We start from the raw sequence: 18135 nt of genomic DNA, 5'->3' as shown, positions 1-18135 counted from the left end.
ATGGCGGCCGGGTTCGGGGCAATCCTGCCCCCGCCCGGCCCCGCGCCCGCCTGGGCATCCGGAATTCGGGGGATACCGATGAGTGTATTAGGGCAGTACGTCTTTAACGGGCTGATGCTCGGGATGATCTACGCAATGGTAGCGGTAGGCTTCACGCTGTTCTTCGGCGTGCTCGACGTGATCAAGTTTTCTCATGGCGATGTGCTGATGGTGGGTGCGTTTGCCGGGCTGGCGGCATCAGCCGGCGTGGTGGCGATGCATGTGGATTCCCCGTGGCTGCAGCTGCTGGCCATCGTGGTGTGCGCGGTGACGGTGACCGGCCTGCTGGGCGCCGGCATCGCCCGCGTCCTGATCCTGCCGCTGCGCCGTGCGCCGCCGCTGAACACATTGCTGGCCACGCTGATGCTGGGCACGGTGCTGCGTGAGGCGGTCCGGCTGTTCTACCCGGACGGCTCGAACCCGAAACCATTTCCCGCGCTGCTGCCCGCTGGCGAGTTCACCATCGGCGCGCTCTCCATCCGCGCGGACAACCTGATCCTGCTGGCCGCCGGCGTGGCCATCATCCTCGGCGTGCATCTGCTGATCACCCGCACGCGCTTTGGCATGGCCATTCGTGCCGTGGCCCAGGATGGCGAAACGGCCCGGCTGATGGGCATCAACTTCGAGGTGGTGGTACTGGTCACGTTTGCGCTGGGGTCCGCCATGGCGGCACTGGCGGGCGTGATGAACGGCCTCTACTACAACGAGATCAACTTCAACGTCGGGCTGCTGTTGGGGGTGATCGGCTTTGCCGCTGCCATCCTTGGCGGGCTAGGCAATATCTACGGCGCCATCCTCGGCGGCTTCCTGTTTGCGGCGCTGCAGGTACTGGGCAGTGCCATGCTGCCGGCCCTGGTGCCCGACATCCCGAGCGCCTACAAGGACGTATTCGCCTTTGCCGTGGTCATCGTGCTGATGGCCTGGAAGCCGACCGGACTCATCGCGGAGAAAGCCAGTGAACGTGTCTGACAACGTCTCGAAGCCGCTGCCGGCGGCCTCCGCCGCCACGGCCAAGGGCCCGCAGCGGCGCCCGGCCATGGTGCTGGCCATCTCGGCCATCGCCCTGGTGGCCTATCTCTACCTCTTCCTGCATGCGGAATCGCAACTGGCGGTAGCCGTGCTGCTGGCGCTGGCCGGGGCCGCGGTGTTCGCGGCGGGCCGGCTGGGCCTGACGCAGGCCGTGGAGCAGGCAGCATCGCGGCGGCCAGGGCAGTCCAGGCTATGGACGCTGGCCGGCACGCTGGCGCTGGTCGCGCTGTTCCACGAGAGCCATTTCGTCCTGCTGATGCTGTGTGCCGTGCTGCTTTACACCACCGCCTGCCTGGGGCTGACAGTCCAGTTCGGGTTTTCCGGCGTGTCCAATTTCGCGGGCGCGGCGTTCTTTGGCATCGGCGCCTACACCACGGCCGTGCTGGCCACGCACACGGGCATTCCTCACGTGCTGGTGATCGTGCTGTCTGGCCTGGCAGCGGCCGTGATCGGCTCGGTGCTGGTTGCGCCCGTGCTGCGCACGCGCGGCCACTATGCGGCGCTGGTGACCATCGCGTTCGGCATCCTGTTCAAGACCTTCCTTGAGGTCAACGACGTGCTGGGCGGGCCGCAGGGCCTGCAGGTGCCCGGGATGACGCTGTTCGGCTTCGCGTTCAATGAGAGCGTGACACTGTTCGGCGTGGACGTGTCGTTCTACGCCAGCTATGCGCTGCTGAGCCTGCTGATCTGTGCGGGCACGTTTGCCGTGGTCAAGGCGCTGGAGCGCTCGTGGGTAGGCCTGGCGATGGACGTGGTGCGCACCGACGAGACCGCCGCCGCCGCGTTCGGCCTGCACATCGCCCGGTGGAAGGTGATTGCGTTCATGCTCGGCAACTTCTTTGCCGGCATCGCCGGCAGTGTCTACGGCATGGTCACTGCGTTCGTGGCGCCCAACAACTTCACCTTCGCCGACTCGCTGCTGATGCTGTCGATCGTGATCCTGGGCGGCCTCGGCAACGTGGTGGGCCTGGTGCCGGCGGCCATTATCGTGCTGGTGCTGCCCGAAAAGCTGCAGTTCATCCAGGAATACCGCTTCCTGTTCTACGCGGCGCTGGTGATCGCCATCCTGCTGTTCCGCCCGGACGGCCTGATGCCGCGCAAGACCCGCCTGTTCTTTCCCCGGGAGGATGCGCAATGAGCGACGCAATGATCCAGGTGCGCGACCTGACCATGCGCTTTGGCGGCCTGACCGCGCTGGACAACCTCCAGCTCGAGATCCGCCGTGGCGAGATCCTGGGCCTGCTGGGCCCCAACGGCTCCGGCAAGACCACGTTCTTCAACGTGCTGACGGGGCTGTACAAGGCAAGCGCCGGAACCATTACCTATGACGGCAACAACGTCATCGGCAAGACGCCACAGCAGATCTACCGCAGCGGCGTGGCGCGGACGTTCCAGCGTTCGCGCTTGTCGCTGCCGCTGACGGTGTTCGACAACATCGTGATCGGCGATTACCAGAACATGCGTCACGGGCTGGTCTTCAACCTGTTCCGGCGCAAGGCGTTCCGCGCCGAGTACGAACGCTACGTGGAGTCGGTGCGCGAGCTGCTGGGCATCTTCAGCCCGCCACTGGTGGCGCGGCTGTTCGAGCCGGTGGAAACGTTCACGATGATCGACCGCCGCCGCATCGAGGTGTGCCGGGCCCTGATGAGCCGCCCTCGCCTGCTGCTGCTCGACGAGCCTTCGGCGGGCATGACGCATGACGAGACCCATGAACTGATGGACGACATCCTGCAGGTGCGCGGCAAGCTGCAGGACCTGTCGGTGGTGCTGATCGAGCACGAAATGAACGTGATCGAGCGCATCACCGACCGCTGCATCGTGCTGAACTACGGCAAGAAGATTGCCGAGGGAACCTACGCCGAGATTACCGCCGATCCCGACGTGCAGACCGCCTATCTGGGGGAGGAAGCCGCATGAGCGACAGCACACTGCGCGTGGAAGGGCTGACCACGGGCTACGACAGGGTCAACGTCCTGCACGATGTCTCGATCGAGGTGCCGCCGGGCAAGATCACATGCATCCTTGGCGCCAACGGCGCCGGCAAGAGCACGCTGATCCGTTCGATCCTGGGCCTGACACCGCCGCGCCAGGGACGCATCCTGTGGGACGGCACGGACATCGCGGGCGAGAAGACCCACAACATCATCGCACGCGGCATCTCCTGCATTCCCGAAGGCCGCAAGGTGTTCCCGCGCATGACGGTGGCCGAAAACCTTGCGCTGGGCGCATTCCTTGAGGCGGACCCGGCCAGGGTGCGCGAGCGCATCGAGCGCGTGTACACGATCTTCCCCCGGCTGCGCGAGCGCGCGGGCCAGCTCGCCGGCACCATGTCCGGCGGCGAACAGGCGATGGTGTCGATCGGGCGCGGACTGATGGCGCAGCCGCGGCTGCTGGTCATCGACGAGCCGTCGCTGGGCCTGTCGCCGCTCTATGTGAAGGAAAACTTCAAGGTCATCCAGCAGATCAACGAACTGGGCATGACGGTGCTGCTGGTGGAACAGAACGCGCGCCAGACGCTGGCCATCTCACACCAGGGCTATGTGCTGACCCAGGGCCGTGTCGTGGCCCAGGGCACCGCGCAGGCGCTGCGCGAGAACGATGAGGTTCGCGCAGCCTATTTCGGCTGATCCGGAGAACATGCGATGGACGACTTCCTCGATCTTCCGGTGCGCACCCTGGCGGCGATGGTGTCGCGGCGCGAACTGAGCGCCGAAGCGGTGGTCCGTGCGGCACTGGCCCGCATTGCGGCGCAAGACGCAGGCATTCTGGCCTGGCAGCACGTGGGTGGCGACACCGCCGTGGCGCAGGCGCGGCGGCTGGATGCCGGCGGCGCGTCAGGCGCGTTGCCGGGCGTCCCGCTTGGCGCCAAGGACCTGATGGATACAGCCGACATGCCGACCACTTATGGTTCGCCGATATACGCCGGACATCGGCCGGGCGTGGATGCGGCGGCGGTGGCACTGGCCCGGTCGGCGGGCGCGGTCGTGGTCGGCAAGACCGTCACCACCGAATTCGCCACGTTTCAGCCGGGGCCGACCCGCAACCCGCGCGCGCCGGCGGACAGGCCCCGCACCCCCGGCGGCTCGTCGAGCGGATCGGCCGCCGCCGTCGCCGCAGGCATGGTGCCGCTGGCCTTTGGCACACAGACCGCGGGATCGATTGTGCGGCCGGCCGCCTATTGCGGCGTGGTGGGCTACAAGCCCACGCATGGCACACTGCCGCTGGCCGGTATCAAGCCGCTGGCACCAAGCCTGGATACGGTGGGCGTGCTGGCCCGCCGCGTGGACGACGCGGCCTTCTTCATCGGCACCCTGGCGCGCGATGGCGCGCTAGCGGACGCGTCGACGCTACGCCACGCGCCGCTGCGCATCGGCATTTGCCGCACGCCGCATTGGGAACGTGCTGGTGCCGATACACAAGCCGCACTGGACACCGCGATCCGTGCGCTCGAACGCATCGGTGGCACGGTGCGCGACTTCAACCTGCCGCAGGCTTGCCACGGGCTGACTGAAGCCCAACTGGACATCATGGCATTCGAGGCACTCGCCGCATTCGCGCCGGAAGCACGCGAGCACGCAGAAGACTTCAGCGCGGCTTTCGCGCGCCAGCTCGAAGCGGGCCGCGCCGTCACCGGCCAGCGCTTCCATGTCGCGCTGGCATACGCGGAAGCGGCCCGCACGGCGTTCAACACGGCGATGGCAGGATTCGACGTCGTGCTGGCCCCGAGCGCCGAAGGCGAAGCGCCTGCTGGCCTTGGCACCACCGGCGATCCGATTTTCTGCCGCATGTGGTCGCTGCTGGGCACCCCATGCGTCCATGTGCCGACGGGCACCGGCGCCACCGGCATGCCGGTTGGCGTGACCGTGACGGGGCCGCGCCATGCCGATGCCCGCGTGCTCGGCATGGCTCATCGCCTTGAGCAGGCGCTTGGCGCCAGCCTTGCCTGATATCTGGAGACCAAATTGACCGTATCGAACCCGCCCCCCCTCGCCAACGCACAAGCCATTGCCGAACGCGCACAGGATCATGTGGGCGCCGGGCGCCTGGCCGCATCGCTGGCAGCCCTGGCCAGCTTTGGCCTGCGCCACGACGGCGGCGTTTCCCGCGAAACACTGACCGCGACCGACCTGGCCGCCCGGCGCCACCTGATCGACCAGGCACGCGCGCTGGGCTGCACCGTCGGCATCGACGATTGCGGCAACCTGTTCTTCCGCCGCCCCGGCCGCGAAGACCTGCCGCCGGTGCTGACCGGCAGCCACGCCGATACCCAGCCGGTGGGCGGCAAGTACGACGGCGCGTACGGCGTGCTGGCCGGCCTGGAAGTGATTGCCGCGCTCAACGCGGCCGGCATCGAGACCTTGCGCCCCATCGAGGTCGTGTCCTGGACCAACGAGGAAGGCAGCCGCTTCGGTCCCGGCGCGATGGGGTCGAGCGCTTTCGTCGAACCCGCCCGGCTGGCAGGCTATCGCGACGTGGCTGACGCCGCCGGCATTCGCTTCGGCGAGGCGCTCGATGCCGCGCTCGCGGAAAGCCACGATGTCACCAGGGTGCCGATGGCGCGGCCCATGGCGGCATGCGTCGAACTGCACATCGAACAGGGGCCGGTGCTGGAAGGCGCAAATGTGCCGCTGGGCGTGGTCACCGGCATCCAGGCGGTGCGCTGGTTCCGCGTGGAATGCACGGGTACGATGGCCCATGCCGGCACCACGCCGATGGCGGTACGATGCGATGCGATGGCCGCGGCCGTGGCCATCGCGCAAGACCTGTACGCGCTGGCGCCACGCCATGCGGCCGCCCCCGGCACTCCTGAACTGCGCCTGACGCTGGGCCGCTGGAGCGTGGCGCCGAACTCGGTCAACACCATTCCCGGCCATGTCACGTTCACGGTCGATATGCGCTGCCTGGACGACGCCGCGCTTGACCGCGCCGAAGCGGCACTGCGCGCGGTGTGCGTCAGGCACGCACATGCGCCCGAAGCGGTCACGGTCACGCGCTTCTTCCATCGCGAGCCGACGCATTTCCCCGAGGCCATGCTGGGCACCATCGAGCGCGCCTGCGCGCGTGCCAGCCGCAACGCCGGCCGCGCGCTGCCGGTGCGGCTGACCTCCGGCGCGTTCCACGACGCCATGTACCTGGCCGACCATTGCCCCACGGCGATGATCTTCGTGCCAAGCAAAGGGGGCATCAGCCACAATGCCGCCGAAGATACGGAAGACGCCGATCTGTTCCTTGGAGCCCAGGCACTGGCTTACACTGTCGCCGAACTGGCCAGCCGCTGAACGCATTGACGTACGGCGCCTGGTGGCCGACCCAAGTCCAACCAATTCCGAGCCTGCATGGCAAAGACCGAGCAACCCACACCTGAAGCGGCCGACAGCAAGTCGGCCACCCTGACGCTTGGCGTCAAGCTGCGCCACGCCCGGCTGGTGGCCGGCTACACGCTGCTGCAGCTCGCCGGAAAGGCGGGTTGCTCGGAAAGCCTGATTTCAAAGATTGAGCGCGGGCTGGCAACCCCGTCGTTTACCACGCTGCACCGGCTGGCCGTGGCGCTGGACACCAATATCGGCGCACTGACCAGCGACGAGGAGCCAAACCAGTCACCGATCCTGCGGCATGGTGAACGCCCGGTGATCCGGGCCGGCGGCGTGGCGCTCGAACGCGTGGTGCTGCCCAAGCGTGGCGGCCTGCTGCAGGCCAACATCCACATCGTCTGGCCCGGCGAGGCCAGCGACGGGCAGATCGAGCACCAGGGCGAGGAAGTTGGCTACGTGCTCGAAGGGCAGCTCGAACTGATGCTCGGCGACGACGTCTACCTGATCGGCCCGGGCGATGCTTTCACGTTCTCCAGCCAGGTGCCGCATGGCTACCGCAATGTGGGCGACGTGGTGGCCAGGGTGCTGTGGGTGAATTCGCCCGCCACCTTCTGAGACGGGAGCGGGCTTGCGCAGGGAAGCCCGTGGCTCGGGTCAGGCCCGCACGAAGGCAGACTTGGCTCAGAGCCCCGACGGCTTCAATCGTCATCGTGCCAGCGGTGCCACTCGCGATGGCGCCGCCTCCACTCGCGTTCCCTCCACCGCTGCTCGCGCCACTGTTGTTCACGCCATGCGCGTGCCTGCCAATCGTCGTAGTAATCAGGCGCCACTACCACCGGGCGCGGAGCAACGTAGACAGGGGCCGGTTCGTAGTACACCGGGGGCGGAGGCGCTGCAACCACGACACCTGGAATACCGATGCCAATTCCGACGTCTACCCTTGCCTGGGCGGCGCCAGACGCAAGCATGGATGCGGCTGCGATTGCACAAACTGCCAGGATCTTCTGCATGATGCTGTTCCGTCGAATGTTGCCAATACCTTATGGCGTTCTCGCCCTGTTTGGTATGTGCAGAACCTAAAGCTGGTTACCTCGTGTAACGGCGGCAGGTTGTGACAGTTGACCACGGCGCTTGAGAGTCTTGTAAGGCTTTGTATCCACTGCGAAGTCAGAGGCTGTCGCATCAATCCTTGTTACGGTCTCTGCCGCGACCGTTGCCACCGTCGGCGTCACGATTCCGCCCACGGTCATCACCGCGGTTACCGCCACGGTCATTGCCCCGGTCCCCGCCATGCTCTCCGCGCCGGTCCCGGCCGCGATTCTCTGCTCGCTCATCGCCCCGGTTCCATCCACGCTTCTCGCCGCGGTTTTCGCCTTGGTCTCCACCACGGTTCCAGCCGCGGTTATCACGGCCGCTCCAGTCACGGCCCCTGTTTCGCTGCTCGTCCCGGTCCCAGCCTCGATCCCAGTCACCGCCCCACTTTCGGTTGCCGCCGTAGTACCTTCCGCCGTCCCAATCGGAGTAACCGCCGCCGTAAATCGGACGCGAGTATCCGCCGTGGTAGTAGCCGTCATCATAGGGAGCGACGGCGCAGCCGGTGAGAAGTGCTGCCGTGACCACGGTGAGCACAAATAGGGGTTTCATGGTGACCTGCGCTTGCAGTTGGCGAATTTGCCGCAAGGATACCGACGGGCACCTCCCCCGGTTGTAAGAAATCGTGTCCCGAGCGCGAAGTCGCCGATGACGGCAGCACCGATCGTCAACGTGCCTGAGATGGCGATCCAGTCGGTGCAGGGATCGAAACGATTTGGGGTAGCCGCATGGGGCTACAAGCCGGTCTTAGTGTTCTCGACGCATGCTTTTGCGTAAGCGATTGCTTCGGTCATTGCCTCGCCCTCGCTATTGAACGAGGCTTTGATCTTGTGCCGCAAGCCTGGGACAAACTCGTTTGCGTGATCGATTCTTCGCTCGAACAATACCGATGCCTCCCAGGTCCCGGACTTAGACTTCCAGACCGTGCAGTGGCAGTAGTACTCCCCTTCTTCGACCCAGACATGGCTCGACATGGCGACCTCCCAGCGTTTCGAGGCATCCTAGCATGACGAAAGAACGCACCATCCGGCATCAACTGCGGCGGCGCATAGGTGCCAATCCGTGGGTCTGGGTGGGCGATTTCAGAGGGGTTCAGCCGTGATCATCTACCCACGCTTTCGCCCAGGCAATGCCGGCTGCCGCGGCACGCTCAAACGAGGGGTAGTACCCCAAGGGATCCGATCCTTCTTCGATGCGGCCGTCCTTCTCAACTGCACCGGATGCCTCGAAGGATCCGTCGCCAAGCTGCCTTGCAAAGCCGCGGACGATGTAGCCCTGGTAGCTTTCGATTGTCATGACGACCTCCGACTTAGATAGGAAAATCGTAGCATGAAGAAACTGGTCAACCCGACCCTCTGACAGAAATGGGGTTCACCCGCCATAGGGACGATACACTTGCAAGCTCGGGCTATATCAAACTCACGCTTGGAGGAACCACGATGGCAAAGCTAGTGGTGCTATACAAGAAGCCTGCGGACACGGCGGCGTTTGATTCATATTACTTCTCGACCCATGTTCCGATCGCCAAGAAGATCGCCGGCCTGCGACGCTACGAGGTCAGCAGCGGCCCGGTTGCAAGCCCGGCCGGCGATTCGCCGTTTCACCTGGTTGCGGTGCTGAGCTTCGATTCGCTGGCGGCGCTCCAGCAGGCAATGGCTTCGCCTGAGGGCGCCGCAGCAGCAGCTGACCTGGCCAATTTTGCCCAGGCCGGGGTTGACATGCTCATCTTCGACACGAAGGAAGTTTAGGCCGGCGGCGGTGCAAAGCACATGGCCGCCCCCAGCGCTCCGCCTCTTCTGGCCTCCCAAGAGCCAAAGCCGACTTAATTTGCAGCTGCCTTTGAGGCCTGTGCTGCGCGACGTTGCATGCCTTTCGAGGCCACCTGCGCAGCAGTATTGAAGCTGCTCTCGGCCGCTTGCACGGCCTGTTTTGCCGTCGTTTGCATCGACTCATAGAGCGTAGTGGTCGCGCTGACGGCCTCCTGCCAGGCAGCCAATGGCGCCGCCGCCGCGCCGCTGGGCGTTTGGCTCACCACGCTTCCAAGGAAGTCGTGCAGACCCTGCTTGCCTGCCGTGTACTGGACCTCGGCGACCTTCTCGAACTCCGCCCGGGTGGCGGCGAGGATGTCGTACAGTTGACGACGATATGCCAGTACATTGTCGGCCGCGGGTTGAAATAACGCGATTTGCAATTCGACCAATTCTTGCGGGTCCTTGGCTGAGAGCGCTTTCCTTGCGCCTTCTCGTGAATCAGCCAGCGCCGTCTTCATCGCTTGCAGATTCAGCTCCAGCAGTTTTTCGAAGCCTTCAAAGGCCTTGCCGGTCAGCCCGGTCAGGGCTTCAATGCCTGCCATCTGGACCTTAATGAATTGCTCGGGGGACCACTGAGTCATCTTGCGTCTCCTAAGTGCGACCCGCCACCTGAGCTATCCGATGAGAGCTCCGACGGGACCGGAATCGAGTGGAAAACAATTGCTGCATCGTGACCCTGGCAGGCCACGCCGATCAGACGAAAGCGCGCCAACGCCGGCAGTCGCTTCCAGCTAAAGCAATACGCTCATAAGGAGGCCTGGCGAGCCTGACCCTCGCTTGCGCGAACTCGCCCGAGGGCTTTCAGAAAAGCGTAGCCCTGGATTGTCACCTGAGGGCGGCTGTGGTTTGGCCCAAGGCGCTCAAGCGTAACCAGTTTATACGCGAGCAGCGCGTCCATATCCGCGCGGTCCAGCCCCGTTGGGTCGGAGCTGCCGCTTACCAGCACAAGCGTGGCGAATTCATGATGACTCAGCACAGTCGTCTCCCAAGCTGTAGGTTTACTTTTGCTACGGGACTTCACTACTGTCCGTGACAGCCGGCCTGGTTTGCACAGGCCGCTTGTTTCGTCTCGGACGCGAGGTTCTGGCTGGCGGGTGCTTGTTTTCGCACCCGGAACGTTCATCTTAGTTGCTCGCCACCTTGTGTTCAATGTGATTGCAAGCATGTTTGCCGTAATCCCCGGTATTTTCTCCTTTACCAAAACGTGCGCAGGGGCAGATCAACGAATATCGCAACATGACATACATTCAGGTTCGGGAGCACCATTCGCCGACCGACCGGACGGCTTGCATTAGCGCAACTCGCCGAGGTCCGCTACCGATATGTCGCTGCTGGGGAAAGGCATGGAGCTTCAGGCCGAATGAGGACCGCTCTGCGTCAAAAAAAACGCGTCGCCGGAGTGGTGACGCGGGTGGTAGTAGCAGGACTTCAGGGCGATTCTATATTGACTTAGATTTTTCTTACGTCAGAATTAAGCAAGACCTTGACTCTCCAGATCTGAAGCCAAGGGGCAAGGTGAGCAGGGCAACGCTGAGTTGAATTCAGTAGCACATTGAATCAGACCGGCAACCCCGCGCGGGATGGTGTGAGTGGAGGCAGAAATGACAACGGCTCGGGCTGGAACCAAAGGGGAAGCCATCAGGCTCCTGGAGGCAGAGGGGGTCGCGCTGGTCGAGCTCGACTATGAGTCAGGTTGGCAAGATGCTATTGAGCTCGGGCGCCTTGGTAATAAGGTAGGGATACGGGTGGAGTACCGCGGACACGAAAGCATTGCCGTGAAGTCCCTCGCGGCGCTCATTGCTGGCCTCAGCCGGCCGAAGGTGTCCTTCCGGCAACGGAACCTGTACTGCCAGTTTGCATTGGACCAGCTGGCAGCCAACGAGTTGGTTGCCTTGGAGACAAAGGCCATGAAGGCTGGCGACTACATCCTGGCCGGGCACCTGCTGCGGGACGTCGATGCCGTTTGGACTGAGTGAGCCTGGATCGAGGGGATTTTCCTCGGATTCGGCGATCGGAAATTTGCGCACTCAGCCCGTATCGCGACTCGCCCGCCTCATCATCAGCGCTCTGATCCAGAGGTTAACCCGCAGATGCTGCCCGCCCTCCTCTTCGGTATGCTAGGGGTTCGGCGCGCCGTAACGCATCCAACCATATTTTGGCGACGGGGCGATTCTGGGGCGGGACTTCTCAGCACGCAACCTGTGTGCACCAAATGTCGAGGACGAGATGGCGACTGGCATCGTGAAGTGGTTTAACAGTGAAAAGGGCTATGGGTTCATCACGCCGGATGATGGTGGCAAGGACTTGTTTGCCCACCACAGCGAAATCCAAGGCACCGGGTTCAAATCGCTGGAGGAAGGTGCGAGAGTGGAATTCGAAGTCACGCAAGGTCAGAAGGGCCCACAAGCGTCAAAGATTCGCCCGCTATAGTCGACCTGCCCACCTGACGGCCTGAATTGACAAAGCCCTCCACGAATTGCGAAGGGCTTTTCTGTTTTGCGGCTGGTGCCAGCCGCATCCGGGGGGTCGCTATTTCCTGCGCCAATATCGACTGACAACAGCATTCCGGGCTCAGCGCGACAGACCTCGGGCTCATGGCGACGGAGGTAGTCGACCACCGTTGCGAGTTCCAAACGGAGCCGCTTGCCGCCCCGTGTAAACTCCTGCATCGGCGGATCGCCAACCATCCCCTATTGAGGAAGAACATGACTCGACAATCACTTCGTACGCTGTGCCTGACCCTGCTGCTGACCGCTGCCACCACACCGGTGCTGGCCGATGACCTGAAGAACGCCGTGGGCGGCGGTCTGGGTGGTGCCGCGGGCGCCGCCGTCGGTGGCGCACTGGGCGGCAGCACGGGTGCCGTGGTCGGCGGTGCCGTGGGCGGCGGTGCGGGCGGCGCGGTGACTGCCAACAAGAAGGAACGAACCGGCGCCATCGTGGGTGGCGCGCTGGGCGGTGGCGCCGGCGCGGCGGCCGGCAATGCCTTGGGCGGCCGAACCGGCGGCATCGTCGGTGCCGCGGCCGGTGGTGCAGCGGGTTCGGCGCTGGGCGGCAATGTGTCGCGCAACAACTATGCCGATGACCACAAGAACGGCAATCGCGGCAAGCACAAGGGCCACAAGAAGCATCGTCACGACGACTGAGTGAGGCGACGCGCGATGGCGCCCGTCACTTGGGCATCCATCCCATCGCGCTCTTAACCGCATCGCGCGGCGGCACCTGCGAAAGCGAATGTCGCGTCCGCCAGCGACGACATCAGAATTTCCAGAACAGGAATTGCCGATGCTGTCGCGCATGGGGCTTGCGAGGAGCCCGGGTCTCAGGACTGAACCGCGCATCCGGGTCGATCACTCGTGCGCGCAGCGCCATGTCGTAGAACGCGCCCACCATCGGCAGCGCGCTATGCGCGCCCTGGCCCCAGTCGTTACCGAGCGTCACACGTCCATCGTCAAAACCCACCCACGCGCCCGCGACCAGTTGCGGATGCATCAGGATGAACCAGCCATCCGCGTTGTCCTGCGTGGTGCCCGTCTTGCCGGCCACGTCGGCGCGAATCCCGAAGCGCGTGCGGATGCCTGCGCCGGTGCCGCGGATAATGACGTCGCGCATCACATCGACGAGCGTTTGCGCGGCGGCGGCGGACAGTGCCTGTTCCGGCGATGCGCTCGCAAATTCGGCGAGCACCTTGCCGTCGTGATCCTCGATCCGGGTAACCATGCGCGGTTCGACATAGGCACCGCGGTTCGCGATCGTGCTGTACGCCGATACCATTTCCTTGAGCGTGACCGGGCTCGTGCCGAGCGCGAGCGACGGCACCGCTGCGAGGGGACTGTCGCGCACGCCCATCGCGCGCGCGAGCCGTGCGACCTTCTCGGGGCTTTCCTTTTGCATGAGCTGAGCGGTGACGCGGTTGCGCGAATACACTAGCGCGTCGCGCAGCGTCATCGGCCGGTCGGTGGGCGGCGCCGCATCGGTAGGCCGCCAGATCGCCTGGCCGGCCAGTGGAATGGCGACGTTCCGGTCTACGATCGTATCGCCTGGCCGCGCGCCGTCCGCGAACGCCGCCCCGTAGACGAATGGCTTGAAGGTAGAACCCGGCTGGCGCCGGGCCTGCTGCACGTGATCGAATGGTGCATCACCGAAATCGCGACTACCCACCCATGCCTTGATATCGCCGTTGCGCGGATCGATTGCGACAAAACCCGCCTGGACCTGAGTCTTGCTCCGGCAGAGTGCGCGGACAAACGTGCGATTCATGCCGAGCTTCCTGAGCGCGACCTGATCCGATTGACCAGCATCGCGTGCTGCACGATAGTCAGGCGTTTGCCGGATGAATGTCCGGAACAGGTCGTTGCCTGGCCAACAGCCAGTGCGTTCGTTCCATGCCCCGTTCGCGATCCATTGCAACTGGCTCGCCTGCCAGTCCATCGCCTGCACCGCCATCGTCTGCAGACGGTAATCTATGGTTGTGCGCACGACAAGCCCGTCGGCATAGATGTTGTAGCCGTTGCGCTCGGCCCATGTGATCAGCCACTTGCGCAGTTGCGCGGAAAAATGCGGCGCCGCGCTTCGTGGCGCGCTCTGCAACCCGAAATTGACGTTGAGCGGTTGCCGCCTCAGCCAGGTGTAAGCGTCGGGCTTGAGCTTCCCGTACTTGTTCATCTGCCCTAGCACGGTGTTTCGCCGCTCCAATGCGCGCTCGGGATTCAGCACTGGGTTGTAGGTGCTGTTGGCCTTCAGCATGCCGACGAGTGTCGCGCTCTCGAGGATGTCGAGTTGATGCGCCGATTTGCCGAAATACGTGCGTGCGGCCATTTCCACGCCGTAGGCGTTGTACAGGAACGGCACATTGTTCAGGTATGTCTCAAGGATCTGGTCCTTGCTGTACACGGCTTCGATCTTGAGCGCCGTGATCGCTTCCCTGAGCTTGCGTGCGAGGGTCGGCGCGCGGCCGATTTCGTCGGGGTACAGGTTGCGCGCAAGCTGCTGCGTGATCGTCGAGCCACCCTGCCGGTCGCCGGAGAACGTATGCAGCGCAGCCGACGCGGTACGCAGCCAGTCGATCCCGTGATGCTCATAAAAGCGACGATCTTCGGTGGCGATCAATGCAGCGACCATGTACGGCGAGATCTGCCCGAGCGATACCCACTCGCGATTGACCGGTTTGAATTCGTCGATCACTCTGCCGTCGGCCGATACGATCAGCGCTGGGCGGTCGATGCGGGCTTTGCGGATGTCGCCGATGCCCGGCGTAAACGGCACGAGCGCCAGCACGTACAGCAGAAACAGCGCCGGCACCGCGGCGAGCGTCAGCATGATGCCGCGTCGCGTCGGGTGGCCAAGGCGGCGCAGCGCGCCGGGAAAGACGCGCCTGGCTATCGTGATGCCGGCAGCGGCCAGCGATTGGATGCGGATGAGCCACCGTGCGCAATACTCACGAAAAAACAATATACAGCGGCGATTCACGGTGGCGGGACGCTTTGCGGAAAGAGCGGCATCGTACCAAAGCGGAAGGAAGCATCTGTTGGCAACACGGGGCTGCGGGGGCGGCATTAACAAACGATTACATTTGTTTCGTACGGCGCACGTTCGCTGCCTGTGCCTCTGGCTTTGCGGTCATTTTTGCGATCAATGCCGGCCGGCGGCGTATTGCATGCGAGCGCGCGTCGGCGATCCGAACTCCTGCGCTCGGTCCAACATCTTGTCGGACAGAGGCGGATAGCACTGCGACAGCGTTATCCCTAAGATTGGCTCGCTCGATCTGGCATCTTCGTGGGAGGCGCAAGGCATGCAGGACATTCTGATTCTCACCGGCGGAGGACTATTGCTCGCCGCGATCCTTTTCCCCGGGCTCCGGCGCCGGCCAAGAAAGTGAACGACGCGGAGTCGCGACTGCAATTACCAAGCCCGTCAGAGCCGGCGACTAAAGGGGCATGCCTATCGGCGAACCTGCCCTACCTGGCCGAGCGGACCCATACCCTGCGCCAACGCCAGCAGGCCGCCAGGCGCGCTGCTCTGCTGCCAGACGGAGAGGTTGCTCAGCCCCCCAGCCATCGCCACATACTGTTGCGGGTGAGAGCACTCGCCGACGCGCTCGCTGAACGGCGCGGACATGGGAAGGCGAATCCGCGTTGAACCCATGGATCGGTCAGGAAGCCTCACGGCAACACCCAGAAGGATCCGGAGGATTTCGCGCTGGCGCTTTGCCCGAGCCATGCCCGCGTCCCCGACGTCCGAGCGTTCTGAAGGGCAGACAGCCGGTCGTGATGTGGCTCGTCAGGGTCCGCTTCCGGAAAGCGGACATCCATTGAATTGACCTCTGACGCGATTCAGCGGCCCATGCGGCGGTTGTAGCTGCGCGAAATTCGCGCCATCAACGCTGGATCGTGTGCAGCCATGCCGTCGAATTCCACCCGCACGTAGCCGTCTGCCTGCTGGTGCACACCGGCCATCACCGTCGTGGTATCCAGACTGCCGACGACCACGCCATTGACCGGGTCCTCGACGCTGATCGCCAGGCCCTGGTCGCGCATGGCCCCGGCTGCTGCGGTGAAGGTGCGATCGAAGCTGGCCGGCCCCATGACTGTAAAGGCGCCTGTTCCGGCCGGTTCCAATGTACATGCCGAAAGCGCCAGCATGGCGCCGCTGACTATTAGTGAGAGTCGCATGATGATGACTCCTTCCGCTAGCCCCGGATCGAAAATGTACGCGTTGCGACTTCAGGCGAGTTTTCCACTCGCTGATCGCTAAGACACAAGATTAGGCGACGTTGGCGCATAGACCCAGCTTGCCAGGTGCGCGCCCGCACCCTGCGGATGCCGGCCTGCTCACATGACTAGGCTGCGCCCGCCCCGCGCCCCGCGCGTGCCAATGCCAGCGCAAGCCTTGCTCCCACCTCGGCGTTGTGTTTCACAAGCGCGATGTTTGTCGCCAGGCTGCGTCCGCTCGTCAGCGCCTTGATGCGAGCCAGCAGGAAAGGCGTCACGGCCTTGCCGGTGATTCCCTGCGCCCTGGCCTCGGCAAGCGCCTGCCGAGTCAGCGCGTCGATCTCCCCGGACGTCATCGCTGCCGCTTGCGGCACCGGTGTGCTCAACACCACGCCGCCCGCCAGGCCCAAGTCCCACTTGGTGCGGATGAAGCGTGCCTGCTCCGCCGCGCCGTCCAGCCTGAAGTCAGCACGAAAGCCGCTGTCGCGCGTGTAGAACGCAGCAACATTGTCTTGCTCACAACTGAGCACCGGCACACCGTGTGTTTCCAGGTATTCCAGCGTGAGCCCGATGTCCAGGATGGACTTCGCCCCGGCACAGACCACCGCCACCGAGGTCCTGGCCAGTTCCTGCAGGTCAGCCGAGATGTCGAAGGTTTCCTGCGCACCGCGGTGCACGCCGCCAATCCCGCCGGTGACGAAGACCTCAATGCCCGCCAGCGCGGCACATATCATCGTGCCGGCCACGGTCGTGGCGCCGAGCCCGCCGCCGGCCAGCACGGCTGGCAGGTCGCGGCGGCTCACCTTGTGTGCCCGCTCCGAGCGCCCCAGCAGCTCCAGCTCGTCGTTCGAAAGCCCGATGCGGATTCGCCCGCCAATCAGCGCGATCGTCGCGGGCTCGGCTCCCAGGTCGCGGATCAGGGCCTCCACTTCGCGCGCCGTGCGAACGTTCTCCGGGTAGGGCATGCCGTGGGCGATGATGGTGGATTCGAGCGCCACGAGCGGGCGGCCGGCAGCCTGTGCAGCGGCCACAGGCGCGCTGAAGGTCAACCAGGAACGGGCAAGGTCGGCAACCATGTCGATGCATTCGGTGGCGTGAGCCGCATAGTGTGCAGCACAAGGCTGGTCCATGAGATGCAAGCGCGGGACCACCTCAAGGCGCCAATGGTACCGCGAGCAGGAATCGGACGGCTGACTCTGGCACCCACTGAATCGCCTGCCCGCGGGTGCCACCTCATCACGGCCTGGAATATCGTTGTCATAGCCGGGCGGGATGCTGCCGGGAACCTCACGCTGAGGTATGCTGCCGCTTTCGGATCGATTCTCTCCAGAGGGGCAAATGCGGCGCGTCGTGTTCAATCAGAAGGGTGGGGTCGGAAAATCGACCATTGTGTGCAATCTCGCGGCGATCAGCGCCAGCGAGGGCTTGCGCACCCTGGTCATTGACCTGGATGCACAAGGCAACTCCACCCAGTACCTGCTTGGCGCGCGGGCCGCGGAGGCAAGTCCGACCGCGGCGAACTTCTTCGAGACCTCCCTGACCTACAACTTCAGGCCGGTGGAATTTACGTCCTTTGTCCACCCGACGCCGTTCGAGAACCTCGATGTGATGCCGGCGCATCCTGACCTGGATTCCCTCCACGGCAAGCTCGAATCCCGCTACAAGATCTACAAGCTACGCGACGCCCTGCTCGAGCTGGAGGCAGTCTATGACGCCATTTACATCGACACGCCACCGGCCCTGAACTTTTATACCCGCTCCGCACTGATCGCCGTGGAGCGCTGCCTGATCCCGTTCGATTGCGATGACTTCTCGCGCCGTGCCCTCTACACGCTGCTCGATAACGTGAAGGAAATCCAACAGGACCACAACGACGGGCTGCAGGTCGAGGGGATCGTGATCAACCAGTTCCAGCCGCGAGCCAGCTTGCCGCAGAAGCTGGTCGACGAACTGGTAAGCGAGGGCCTGCCAGTACTTGAATCGCGGCTATCTGCATCGGTGAAGATCCGCGAATCGCATCAGCATGCCACCCCCATGATCCATCTGGATCCGCGCCACAAGCTGGCGCAGGAATATGTGGCGTTGCACCGCGAGCTGGCTGGTTGAGGAATCGCAAAGGCGCGCTGAGATCGATTTCCCCAC

Annotated in this window: 19 protein-coding genes; 12 read left to right on the top strand and 7 right to left on the bottom strand. The window is 64.2% G+C overall.

Annotation, left to right across the window (positions count from 1 at the left end; translation table 11 throughout):
- The first annotated feature begins 78 nt into the window (after positions 1–78).
- From AC1Q6V_RS12260 to AC1Q6V_RS12230, 7 genes are read left to right on the top strand one after another with little or no spacing between them, the layout of a single operon-like run.
- Positions 79–1008, top strand: coding sequence for a branched-chain amino acid ABC transporter permease (locus AC1Q6V_RS12260; protein ID WP_013953596.1), 930 nt, complete (start codon positions 79–81; stop codon positions 1006–1008).
- Entirely contained in the window at positions 995–2206 is a 1212-nt protein-coding gene (locus AC1Q6V_RS12255; RefSeq protein WP_492316628.1) for a branched-chain amino acid ABC transporter permease, read from the top strand. Before AC1Q6V_RS12260 ends, AC1Q6V_RS12255 begins: the two co-directional genes overlap by 14 nt.
- On the top strand, positions 2203–2985 hold the full coding sequence (locus tag AC1Q6V_RS12250) for an ABC transporter ATP-binding protein (RefSeq protein ID WP_011617591.1): 783 nt from the start codon (positions 2203–2205) through the stop codon (positions 2983–2985). The genes AC1Q6V_RS12255 and AC1Q6V_RS12250 overlap by 4 nt, the downstream gene beginning before the upstream one ends.
- Positions 2982–3695 carry an ABC transporter ATP-binding protein gene (locus AC1Q6V_RS12245; RefSeq protein WP_010812746.1) on the top strand — a complete coding sequence of 238 codons (714 nt, stop codon included), beginning with the start codon at positions 2982–2984 and terminating at the stop codon, positions 3693–3695. Before AC1Q6V_RS12250 ends, AC1Q6V_RS12245 begins: the two co-directional genes overlap by 4 nt.
- A gap of 15 nt (positions 3696–3710) precedes the next feature.
- Complete coding sequence (locus AC1Q6V_RS12240) at positions 3711–5015, top strand: amidase (RefSeq protein ID WP_492316629.1); 1305 nt, start codon at positions 3711–3713, stop codon at positions 5013–5015.
- A gap of 15 nt (positions 5016–5030) precedes the next feature.
- Positions 5031–6347, top strand: a complete 1317-nt coding sequence (locus AC1Q6V_RS12235) for a M20 family metallo-hydrolase (RefSeq protein WP_492316630.1) — start codon at positions 5031–5033, stop codon at positions 6345–6347.
- 57 nt (positions 6348–6404) lie between these two features.
- On the top strand, positions 6405–6995 hold the full coding sequence (locus AC1Q6V_RS12230; protein ID WP_010812743.1) for a helix-turn-helix domain-containing protein: 591 nt from the start codon (positions 6405–6407) through the stop codon (positions 6993–6995).
- Positions 6996–7078: 83 nt separating this feature from the next.
- On the opposite strand, the gene AC1Q6V_RS12225 is transcribed toward AC1Q6V_RS12230, so the two are convergent.
- The 3 genes from AC1Q6V_RS12225 to AC1Q6V_RS12215 form a co-directional block, all read right to left on the bottom strand.
- Positions 7079–7390 carry a hypothetical protein gene (locus tag AC1Q6V_RS12225; RefSeq protein WP_010812742.1) on the bottom strand — a complete coding sequence of 104 codons (312 nt, stop codon included), beginning with the start codon at positions 7388–7390 and terminating at the stop codon, positions 7079–7081.
- Between the two features lie 66 nt (positions 7391–7456).
- Positions 7457–7765 (bottom strand): hypothetical protein, encoded by a 309-nt coding sequence (locus tag AC1Q6V_RS12220; RefSeq protein WP_176844218.1) that lies wholly within the window; start codon positions 7763–7765, stop codon positions 7457–7459.
- Positions 7766–8564: 799 nt separating this feature from the next.
- On the bottom strand, positions 8565–8768 hold the full coding sequence (locus AC1Q6V_RS12215; RefSeq protein WP_454750807.1) for a hypothetical protein: 204 nt from the start codon (positions 8766–8768) through the stop codon (positions 8565–8567).
- Positions 8769–8911: 143 nt separating this feature from the next.
- Between AC1Q6V_RS12215 and AC1Q6V_RS12210 the strand changes: the two genes are divergently transcribed.
- Positions 8912–9220, top strand: coding sequence for an EthD family reductase (locus AC1Q6V_RS12210; protein WP_010812738.1), 309 nt, complete (start codon positions 8912–8914; stop codon positions 9218–9220).
- Positions 9221–9294: 74 nt separating this feature from the next.
- Here AC1Q6V_RS12210 and phaP4 read toward each other — a convergent pair whose 3' ends face one another.
- The gene (gene phaP4 / locus AC1Q6V_RS12205) at positions 9295–9864 is read right to left on the bottom strand and encodes a TIGR01841 family phasin PhaP4 (protein WP_011617595.1); all 570 of its coding nucleotides are present in this window, start codon (positions 9862–9864) and stop codon (positions 9295–9297) included.
- Positions 9865–10884: 1020 nt separating this feature from the next.
- Here phaP4 and AC1Q6V_RS12200 point away from each other — a divergent pair.
- The 3 genes from AC1Q6V_RS12200 to AC1Q6V_RS12190 all read left to right on the top strand — a co-directional run bounded on the left by AC1Q6V_RS12200 (position 10885) and on the right by AC1Q6V_RS12190 (position 12429).
- The gene (locus AC1Q6V_RS12200) at positions 10885–11259 is read left to right on the top strand and encodes a hypothetical protein (RefSeq protein WP_010812735.1); all 375 of its coding nucleotides are present in this window, start codon (positions 10885–10887) and stop codon (positions 11257–11259) included.
- A 250-nt stretch (positions 11260–11509) separates the two neighbouring features.
- On the top strand, positions 11510–11713 hold the full coding sequence (locus AC1Q6V_RS12195; protein ID WP_010812734.1) for a cold-shock protein: 204 nt from the start codon (positions 11510–11512) through the stop codon (positions 11711–11713).
- Between the two features lie 275 nt (positions 11714–11988).
- A complete protein-coding gene (locus AC1Q6V_RS12190; RefSeq protein ID WP_010812733.1) occupies positions 11989–12429 on the top strand; it encodes a YMGG-like glycine zipper-containing protein in 441 nt (146 codons plus the stop codon).
- A gap of 112 nt (positions 12430–12541) precedes the next feature.
- On the opposite strand, the gene AC1Q6V_RS12185 is transcribed toward AC1Q6V_RS12190, so the two are convergent.
- The 3 genes from AC1Q6V_RS12185 to AC1Q6V_RS12175 all read right to left on the bottom strand — a co-directional run bounded on the left by AC1Q6V_RS12185 (position 12542) and on the right by AC1Q6V_RS12175 (position 17069).
- Positions 12542–14752, bottom strand: coding sequence for a penicillin-binding protein 1A (locus AC1Q6V_RS12185; protein WP_454750806.1), 2211 nt, complete (start codon positions 14750–14752; stop codon positions 12542–12544).
- Positions 14753–15615: 863 nt separating this feature from the next.
- The gene (locus tag AC1Q6V_RS12180; RefSeq protein WP_011617600.1) at positions 15616–15954 is read right to left on the bottom strand and encodes a hypothetical protein; all 339 of its coding nucleotides are present in this window, start codon (positions 15952–15954) and stop codon (positions 15616–15618) included.
- A gap of 167 nt (positions 15955–16121) precedes the next feature.
- Positions 16122–17069 carry a pseudouridine-5'-phosphate glycosidase gene (locus AC1Q6V_RS12175; protein WP_010812730.1) on the bottom strand — a complete coding sequence of 316 codons (948 nt, stop codon included), beginning with the start codon at positions 17067–17069 and terminating at the stop codon, positions 16122–16124.
- Between the two features lie 262 nt (positions 17070–17331).
- Between AC1Q6V_RS12175 and AC1Q6V_RS12170 the strand changes: the two genes are divergently transcribed.
- Positions 17332–18099, top strand: coding sequence for a ParA family protein (locus tag AC1Q6V_RS12170; RefSeq protein WP_010812729.1), 768 nt, complete (start codon positions 17332–17334; stop codon positions 18097–18099).
- Positions 18100–18135 lie beyond the last annotated feature (36 nt).

This window comes from Cupriavidus sp. GW823-FHT07B10 (genome assembly GCF_058794355.1).
Note: the sequence above shows the minus strand (reverse complement) of the source record. Positions and strands in the feature narration are given on the sequence as shown.

What these genes read in the sequence shown, in the direction of transcription:
- AC1Q6V_RS12260 (WP_013953596.1), top strand. Translation starts at nt 79, where the DNA reads ATGAGTGTATTAGGGCAGTACGTCTTTAACGGGCTGATGCTCGGGATG.
- AC1Q6V_RS12250 (WP_011617591.1), top strand. Translation starts at nt 2,203, where the DNA reads ATGAGCGACGCAATGATCCAGGTGCGCGACCTGACCATGCGCTTTGGC.
- AC1Q6V_RS12245 (WP_010812746.1), top strand. Translation starts at nt 2,982, where the DNA reads ATGAGCGACAGCACACTGCGCGTGGAAGGGCTGACCACGGGCTACGAC.
- AC1Q6V_RS12240 (WP_492316629.1), top strand. Translation starts at nt 3,711, where the DNA reads ATGGACGACTTCCTCGATCTTCCGGTGCGCACCCTGGCGGCGATGGTG.
- AC1Q6V_RS12230 (WP_010812743.1), top strand. Translation starts at nt 6,405, where the DNA reads ATGGCAAAGACCGAGCAACCCACACCTGAAGCGGCCGACAGCAAGTCG.
- AC1Q6V_RS12225 (WP_010812742.1), bottom strand. Translation starts at nt 7,390, where the DNA reads ATGCAGAAGATCCTGGCAGTTTGTGCAATCGCAGCCGCATCCATGCTT.
- AC1Q6V_RS12215 (WP_454750807.1), bottom strand. Translation starts at nt 8,768, where the DNA reads ATGACAATCGAAAGCTACCAGGGCTACATCGTCCGCGGCTTTGCAAGG.
- AC1Q6V_RS12210 (WP_010812738.1), top strand. Translation starts at nt 8,912, where the DNA reads ATGGCAAAGCTAGTGGTGCTATACAAGAAGCCTGCGGACACGGCGGCG.
- phaP4 (WP_011617595.1), bottom strand. Translation starts at nt 9,864, where the DNA reads ATGACTCAGTGGTCCCCCGAGCAATTCATTAAGGTCCAGATGGCAGGC.
- AC1Q6V_RS12200 (WP_010812735.1), top strand. Translation starts at nt 10,885, where the DNA reads ATGACAACGGCTCGGGCTGGAACCAAAGGGGAAGCCATCAGGCTCCTG.
- AC1Q6V_RS12195 (WP_010812734.1), top strand. Translation starts at nt 11,510, where the DNA reads ATGGCGACTGGCATCGTGAAGTGGTTTAACAGTGAAAAGGGCTATGGG.
- AC1Q6V_RS12190 (WP_010812733.1), top strand. Translation starts at nt 11,989, where the DNA reads ATGACTCGACAATCACTTCGTACGCTGTGCCTGACCCTGCTGCTGACC.
- AC1Q6V_RS12180 (WP_011617600.1), bottom strand. Translation starts at nt 15,954, where the DNA reads ATGCGACTCTCACTAATAGTCAGCGGCGCCATGCTGGCGCTTTCGGCA.
- AC1Q6V_RS12175 (WP_010812730.1), bottom strand. Translation starts at nt 17,069, where the DNA reads ATGGTTGCCGACCTTGCCCGTTCCTGGTTGACCTTCAGCGCGCCTGTG.
- AC1Q6V_RS12170 (WP_010812729.1), top strand. Translation starts at nt 17,332, where the DNA reads ATGCGGCGCGTCGTGTTCAATCAGAAGGGTGGGGTCGGAAAATCGACC.